The sequence below is a fragment of the Streptomyces sp. MS06 genome, from assembly GCF_047200655.1.
Taxonomy (GTDB): domain Bacteria; phylum Actinomycetota; class Actinomycetes; order Streptomycetales; family Streptomycetaceae; genus Streptomyces.
The window spans coordinates 117,800-123,799 of the sequence record NZ_JBJZOJ010000017.1 but is presented as its reverse complement, the minus strand read 5'-3'; the positions used below and the strand labels follow the sequence as shown (position 1 = coordinate 123,799).

At 69.2% G+C, this 6,000-nt stretch carries 4 protein-coding genes; all 4 read right to left on the bottom strand.

Annotated features, from left to right (window positions below):
- Positions 1 to 142 precede the first annotated feature (142 nt).
- From ACL02U_RS12150 to ACL02U_RS12135, 4 genes are read right to left on the bottom strand one after another with little or no spacing between them, the layout of a single operon-like run.
- Positions 143 to 1,210 (bottom strand): DUF5047 domain-containing protein, encoded by a 1,068-nt coding sequence (locus ACL02U_RS12150; RefSeq protein ID WP_412790756.1) that lies wholly within the window; start codon positions 1,208 to 1,210, stop codon positions 143 to 145.
- 10 nt (positions 1,211 to 1,220) lie between these two features.
- On the bottom strand, positions 1,221 to 2,690 hold the full coding sequence (locus ACL02U_RS12145) for a hypothetical protein (RefSeq protein ID WP_412790751.1): 1,470 nt from the start codon (positions 2,688 to 2,690) through the stop codon (positions 1,221 to 1,223).
- A complete protein-coding gene (locus tag ACL02U_RS12140; RefSeq protein WP_412790750.1) occupies positions 2,687 to 5,701 on the bottom strand; it encodes a phage tail tape measure protein in 3,015 nt (1,004 codons plus the stop codon). The genes ACL02U_RS12145 and ACL02U_RS12140 overlap by 4 nt, the downstream gene beginning before the upstream one ends.
- 3 nt (positions 5,702 to 5,704) lie before the next feature.
- Complete coding sequence (locus ACL02U_RS12135) at positions 5,705 to 5,989, bottom strand: hypothetical protein (protein WP_412790749.1); 285 nt, start codon at positions 5,987 to 5,989, stop codon at positions 5,705 to 5,707.
- Between the last annotated feature and the right edge of the window lie 11 nt (positions 5,990 to 6,000).

The window sequence follows — 6,000 nt, the reverse complement described above, 5'->3', positions numbered from 1 at the left end:
TACCCCGGCCACCACGCGCGCCGTGATCTCGATGCCGCTGACGGTGGCCAGACATGCATCGCTACTGGAGTCGGTGGTGGCACGCCCCACGAGAGCGCCCTGCCCCGCCAGCGAAACACGTGAAATGCCCAGGTCAGCCATGTCAGAGCACCCTCACCGTCAGGGCCATCTCGCCGGGCGAGTACGGCAGCGACATGGCCTCCACCGCGCAGAGCGCATCGGTGAGGCCAGCGCCCGTCACGGACACGAGGTCGCCGATCACAAGCCCAGGGTGCGGCACCATCGTCACGTCGAGCTTGCGGTACGCCTGGCGGCGCAGCGCCGCCAGCTTCGTCGATGCCGCTGCCCTGCACTGCGCGACCGTCGACATGAGCGGCGACTCGAACTGGTACGGCACCGGCAGTGGGTTGAAGGGGCCGCCCGTCCGGTACGGCGACGTGCCGACAGCGTCGTAGGCGACGCCCTGAATCTGCGTGCCGTCGCTGTCCTCGCCCTGCGCGACGACCACGTTGAACGCACCTGCGCGGGATGACCCGCCGCGCCACTCCACGACGGTGCCCCCCACACCGTCGGTCAGCGACAGCACCGGATCCCCATCGTCGGACAGGGGCTCCACGAGCAGGTACCCGTCCTCGGTGACCCGAGCAGATGCCGGCCACGCTGAGAGCACCTCGGCCAAAGCCCCTAGACGGTCGGTGTCCCACTGCATGCCGAGCGGCACGGCCCGGTCGGCGAGGGTGCCGTCGACAGTGACGGTGAGCGCCGGCTCGACGAGCGCGCGCACCGTGCTCACGAGGGTCCCTGACGGCTGGAAGGGCGCGACGAATTTCGCTTCGTCGATGAGGCTGAGCAGGCCGTCGGCGGTCACGGTGACCGTTTCGCCATCGGTCCGCGAGTCGGTAATCACGAACGATCCGCGGTTGATCCACTCAGTGTGTCCGCCGCGCAGCTCAACACCGGAGTCGATGCGCAGCCGCTGGCCGTAGGCGGCGAGAGGGTGGTCGACGGTGCGGGGATCCCAGTCGGTGCTGCGGTCCCGTCGGGGCACCGTGAGGGTGATCCTCTCCGGCACGGAGTCCGATCGGTCCCGGGTCTCGCCTCCGCCCGAGATGGGGATGTCCGCGGCGAGGAGTTCGTCGCCGAGCCAGGACTCGGCGCGCATGCTCATGGTGTAGCCGGCGAGGACGATGGCCTGCGCCTCGGTCGACATGTCCAGCACGTCAGCTCCCGAAGTCGTAGATCGCGATGTCCAGGAGCGTGCCGGGGAAGGCGTCGGCGATGTCCTGCAGGGTGTCGAAGTTGTCGGCGATGTCCTGCAGGGTGAAGCCCGACGCCTCCAGTACGTCCGACCATGCCTCGGTCTCGGCGATTTCCAGGTCCCATTCGCGGTACGGGATGTACCAGGCGCGCCGCTCGTCGTCGGAGATCAGCGCGAGATGTCCGTCGACTCCCGCCAGGCTGGTGCTGGCCCGCACGAGGATGGTGCCCTCGGTTGCGTTGTCGAGGACGTCCTGGAGGGCGTCGCCGTCAGCGGTGGTCTCGGTGGAGACCATGACGGTGGCCTGCGGCGCCGATCGGGCCTTGCCCACGACGACGAGGCGGCCGTTGATGTTGAATACGGACGCGTCCCGGGTGCGTTTCTTCGAGGGCCAGTCCTTGATGGTGGCGTGGGCGCCGACACCGCGGACGGCGTCGGAGATGACGTCGGTGGTGACGGTGTCCGTGAACGTCGACGAGTAGATGTTCCAGGTCAGGCCGTTCACGTCGGTGAGCACCGCGAGGTACTCGTAGGGCACGCCGAACGGCTGCTCCGCGTCGATGCGTAGCAGGGCGTCTTGCCCGGTGACATCGACGTCGGTCGCCGCGCGTACCGCAGTCAGAGTGGAGCCGACCTGCCGGTAGTAGGTGACGGTGACGATGTCGTCCGCGGCCAGGCCCGTCGCCGTGACCAGAGTCCGCGGCGGGAACACCGTCTGCTGGGCGCCCTCCACATCGGCAGACGCCTCCCGGATGCGGAGCACGCCGGCCACTCCGGTGGAGGCGGCGGCGAGCGTCGCCGACACGGTCGGGGCCTGCGTGTCGGCGCCGGACGACACCGTGGTGGAGGCGACCGCCAGGCGGCCCGCGTACCCGGTCGACAGGGAGTCGTCAGCCTGCTCAGTGACGGTGCCGTAGGTGATGCCGGTCGCGGCGATGGCCTCGCTCGTCATGGACGCGGTGGACGTGTGCACGGCGTAGGCGAGGAGCGCGAAGTCCCCGGCCGCCCAGGTGAGGGCGTCCGCCGCGGCGGCGGAGAGGCTGGTGTCGCTGCTGGTGTCCTCGCCGGTACTGACGGCCCACCGCCAGCCGGTGCCCGCGCTGCGGTCCAGGACGTGGATGCGGCCGGCGATGAGGGAGCCCGTGGACCCCGAGGTGATCGACGTGGTCGGTGTGCTGTCGCCGCCCGTCGCCACCCGCACGAACCAGGTCAGCCGCCGCGGGCCCGCCCCCGCACCGAAGGTCCCGCCGCCGCCGACCGTTGAGCTGACGAGCATCCAGCCGGACGGGGTGGCCGGTGTCGGGTCGTCGGTGTGCCCGGACAGCACCGTCAGCACGAGCAGCTGATCGGCCGTCGGCGACGACGGGTACGCGGGTGTGATGGTGTCGGCGTCCTCGGCGAGCGCGCCCGGCGCGCTGTAGGAGATCGTCACCGCAGCGCCGCCTTCCCTGTCCGGGCCTGCCGGGCCTGCCGCTGCTCGGAGTCACGGATTTTCGGTGTGACTTGCACATCGATCAGCCCGCGGAGGGCCGGGTCGTTGTAGTTGACGTGCACGTCGAACTCCGCAGCCGCGGGTGGCGCCCCAACAGGTGCTGCGCTGGCGTAGGTGCGGGCGGGCGTTCCACGGCCGAGCGGCATCCGCGCTCCGCTCATCCCCCACCGGTTCAGGGCGTCGACGGCGCCCTTGCTGCCGAGCCCGGACATCTGCCCGAGTGCCCGCACTGTCTCCGGCACCAGCACGCCTTCGCCCTTGGAGGCGAGGATGAGTTCCGTGTCGCGGCGGGGCGCGTAGCCGGGAATGTAGAGGCCGCGGGCGGCGTGCCCCACGATGCCGCCCGTGGACATCAGGCCCGCGTTCGTCAGCCGCTTCTCCATGTTGGCGGCCACGTGCACCGTGAGGCTCTTGCCGTGCATGCGGTTGATCTGGTCCTGCAGATTACTCAGGGCTCGCCGTGCGTCCCCCGTCGGTGCCGTGATCGTGATCTTCTTGCCGCCGGGCAGGATCTTCACCTGGTAGCCGGCGGCCCGCAGGTCCTTGATCGCCGATTTGGTGGGCGCCTTGATGGTGATGGATTTCCCCGCGGGGAGGTCCAGCACCGACCGGTACAGATCCTCGACTTCCTGGGTGGCCTTTACCGTGCCCGGTGCGGTGACCTTGGTGGCTTCGCTCTCCGGCAGCCGCGCGTAGGCCTCGGTCAGCGCGTCGATCTGCTTCTGCGTGAACCCGGCCTGCTTCATCGTCCTCTTCAGGGCGTCGATGTCCTTGGCGAGGACGGCATTACCGGCTGCGACGCTGTTTTTCTGCTCGGATACGGCTTGGGCGTGCTCCATGGCGGCCTTCGCCGCGTCCAGGAACGCCGACTTGACCTGGCGGCCCTTCTCCGACGTGTCCTTGAGGGAGTGCCCGTTGTCCTTGACCGTCTTCGTCAGGTCGTGCAGCGACTGCTGGAAGCTGATGCTCTTCTCGGCAGCGCTGATGTTCACGCCGTTCAGGCCCTTGAGCGAGTCGGTCAGCTTCTCGGCCGCCGACCGCTGGTCCTGCATCTCCGCCTTGGTCTTGGCGATCTCCGTGGCCAGGTCACCCTGCGAGCCCGCCGCCAGCTTGCTCTGCGCATCGCTGGACGCGAGCGCGTCCGTGTACTGCGGCAGCAAGGTGAGGAACTTCTCCGTCGACGTGCCACCCGCATTCGCGGCCTTCGCGAACTCCCGGAAGTTTGCCGCCGCCTCGTCGGTGTGACCGCTGGACACGAGCTGCGCCAACGACTGGTCGATCGCGTCGAGCTTGTCGTGCGCCTCGTCCAGGGGGATCTGCGCCTCCGCCAACCCCTTCGTCAGGTTGAGGGTGAGCGAGTTGACGACGTCGGTGGCGCGCGCCCCGCCTGACGGGTGCGCGACGCGCTGGATAGCTTCGCTGAGTCCGCCCAGGTCATCGCCGAACTTGCTGGCCATCTCGCCGGAGACTTTGCCCTTCTGCGCGAAATCGACCATCGAGTTGGTCAGCTTCGACACGTCCGGGGGCGCGCCCTTGAACTGATCGCGGATCTTCTGCACGGCGTAGGAAACGGCGAGGACACCGGCGACTATCGCGCCAGTCTTGCCGAGCAGGCCCATGGCGGAGCGCGTGCGGCCGGCCGTGACGCCGAGCGCGGCGAGTTCCCGCTTCACCGTCATGATGCGCGGCAGGAGCAGCAGTAGACCTGCACCCGCCAAGCCGAGCGCGCCGACGAAACCCATGGTGAGCGTGGCGGCGGACTGCAGCTCAGGCGGCAGACCGTTGTACGCGTTCACCAACTTCGTGACCCACTGCACCATGTCCCGCAGCACTCCGTTGGCGGCGGTCCCGGACTGGATGAGCGCCGTCTCCAGCGCCGACTTCATCAGCTCGAAATCGCCGATGAGGTTGTCCATCTGAGTGGCTGCCGTGCGCATGGCGTAGCCCTGGTCGTTGACCTTCTTCGTGTACTCGTCGACGCCTTTCGCGCCCAGCTGGTACAGGATGCTCGCGCCACGCACAGCATCCGAACCGAAGATCACACCGAAGGCCGCGTTGCGCGCTTCCGGCGTCAGGTTCTTGAATGACTTCTGCAGGCGCCCCGCGAGCTCCGACAGGCCCACGAACTTGCCCTGCGAGTCGTAGGCAGAGAAGCCCAACTGGTCCATCGTGGCCTGGGCTTCCTTGGACTGCGGGGTCAGCCGCTGCAGCATCACCTTCAGCGAGGTGCCCGCGTCCGAGCCGACCAGGGCATGGTCGGCGAAGGCCGCGACTGCACCAGCGGTCTCCTCCAGCGACAGCCCGGTCTGGTGAGCGACCAGACCTCCCTGCTTGATTGCCAGCCCCATCTGGTGCACGTTCGTGGCGGACTTGTTCGCACCGGCGGCGAGCACGTCTGCCACGTGGCTCATGTCCTTGCCGGACAGCCCGAACGTGTTCATCGCCTGCGCCGATGTGATTGCGGCTTCCGTCAGATCTAGCTGACCGGCCGCCGCCAGCGCGAGCGCACCGGTGAGGCCACCACCGACGATGTCCGCGGTCTTGATGCCCGCCCGAGCGAGTTCCGCCTCGGCATCGGCGGCCTGGGTGGCGGAGTACTGCGTGGTGCGGCCCGCCTCCAGCGCAGCGTCCCGCAGCTTCTGCAGCTCCGCTCCAGACGCACCCGACACAGCCTTGACCGCGCTCATCGACTTCTCGAAGCGGGCCGCAGCCCCGGCCGCCAGACCGAACGCCGCGATCAGCGCCAGGCTCCCGGTGCGGGTCGCCTTCAAGGCGGTGCGCTGGTTGGTCGCGATGCGGTTCATCGTGGCCGCGGTCCGCCGAGACGCGCTGTTCATGCTGTTGCGGATGCTCGCCGACGTCCGCGATGCGGTCCGGGCCGCGTTCCGCATCCCCGCGTTGAAGCCGGTCGTGACCGCCCCGAGGCGCACCAGGACTGTGCGGTCAGTCATGCCTCACCCCCGGGTGACGTGGACGTGCAGGCCCCGCATATCGCCGCCGGCCGATTCGAATTGGGCGACTGTGCTGGCCGCGGCGGCGCAGGCGTGGCAGCGGACGACGGCCGCATGCCATCTGCCCTCATGCGCAGGATCGGTGGCCTCGCTCCATGGCTGGCCGCAGTCCGCGCAGGTGTCCGCCTCCACCTCGGCCAGGGTGAGCGCCCAGGCTCTGTCGTCGTCCAGCCACAGCGGCTCCCCCGGGCCCGGCCACGGCCGGCCCAGGAAGATGGACCGGGGCACTCCCCAGGCGC

Excerpts from the sequence above, each read along its gene's own strand:
- ACL02U_RS12150 (WP_412790756.1), bottom strand. The coding sequence starts at position 1,210 with ATGTCGACCGAGGCGCAGGCCATCGTCCTCGCCGGCTACACCATGAGC.
- ACL02U_RS12140 (WP_412790750.1), bottom strand. The coding sequence starts at position 5,701 with ATGACTGACCGCACAGTCCTGGTGCGCCTCGGGGCGGTCACGACCGGC.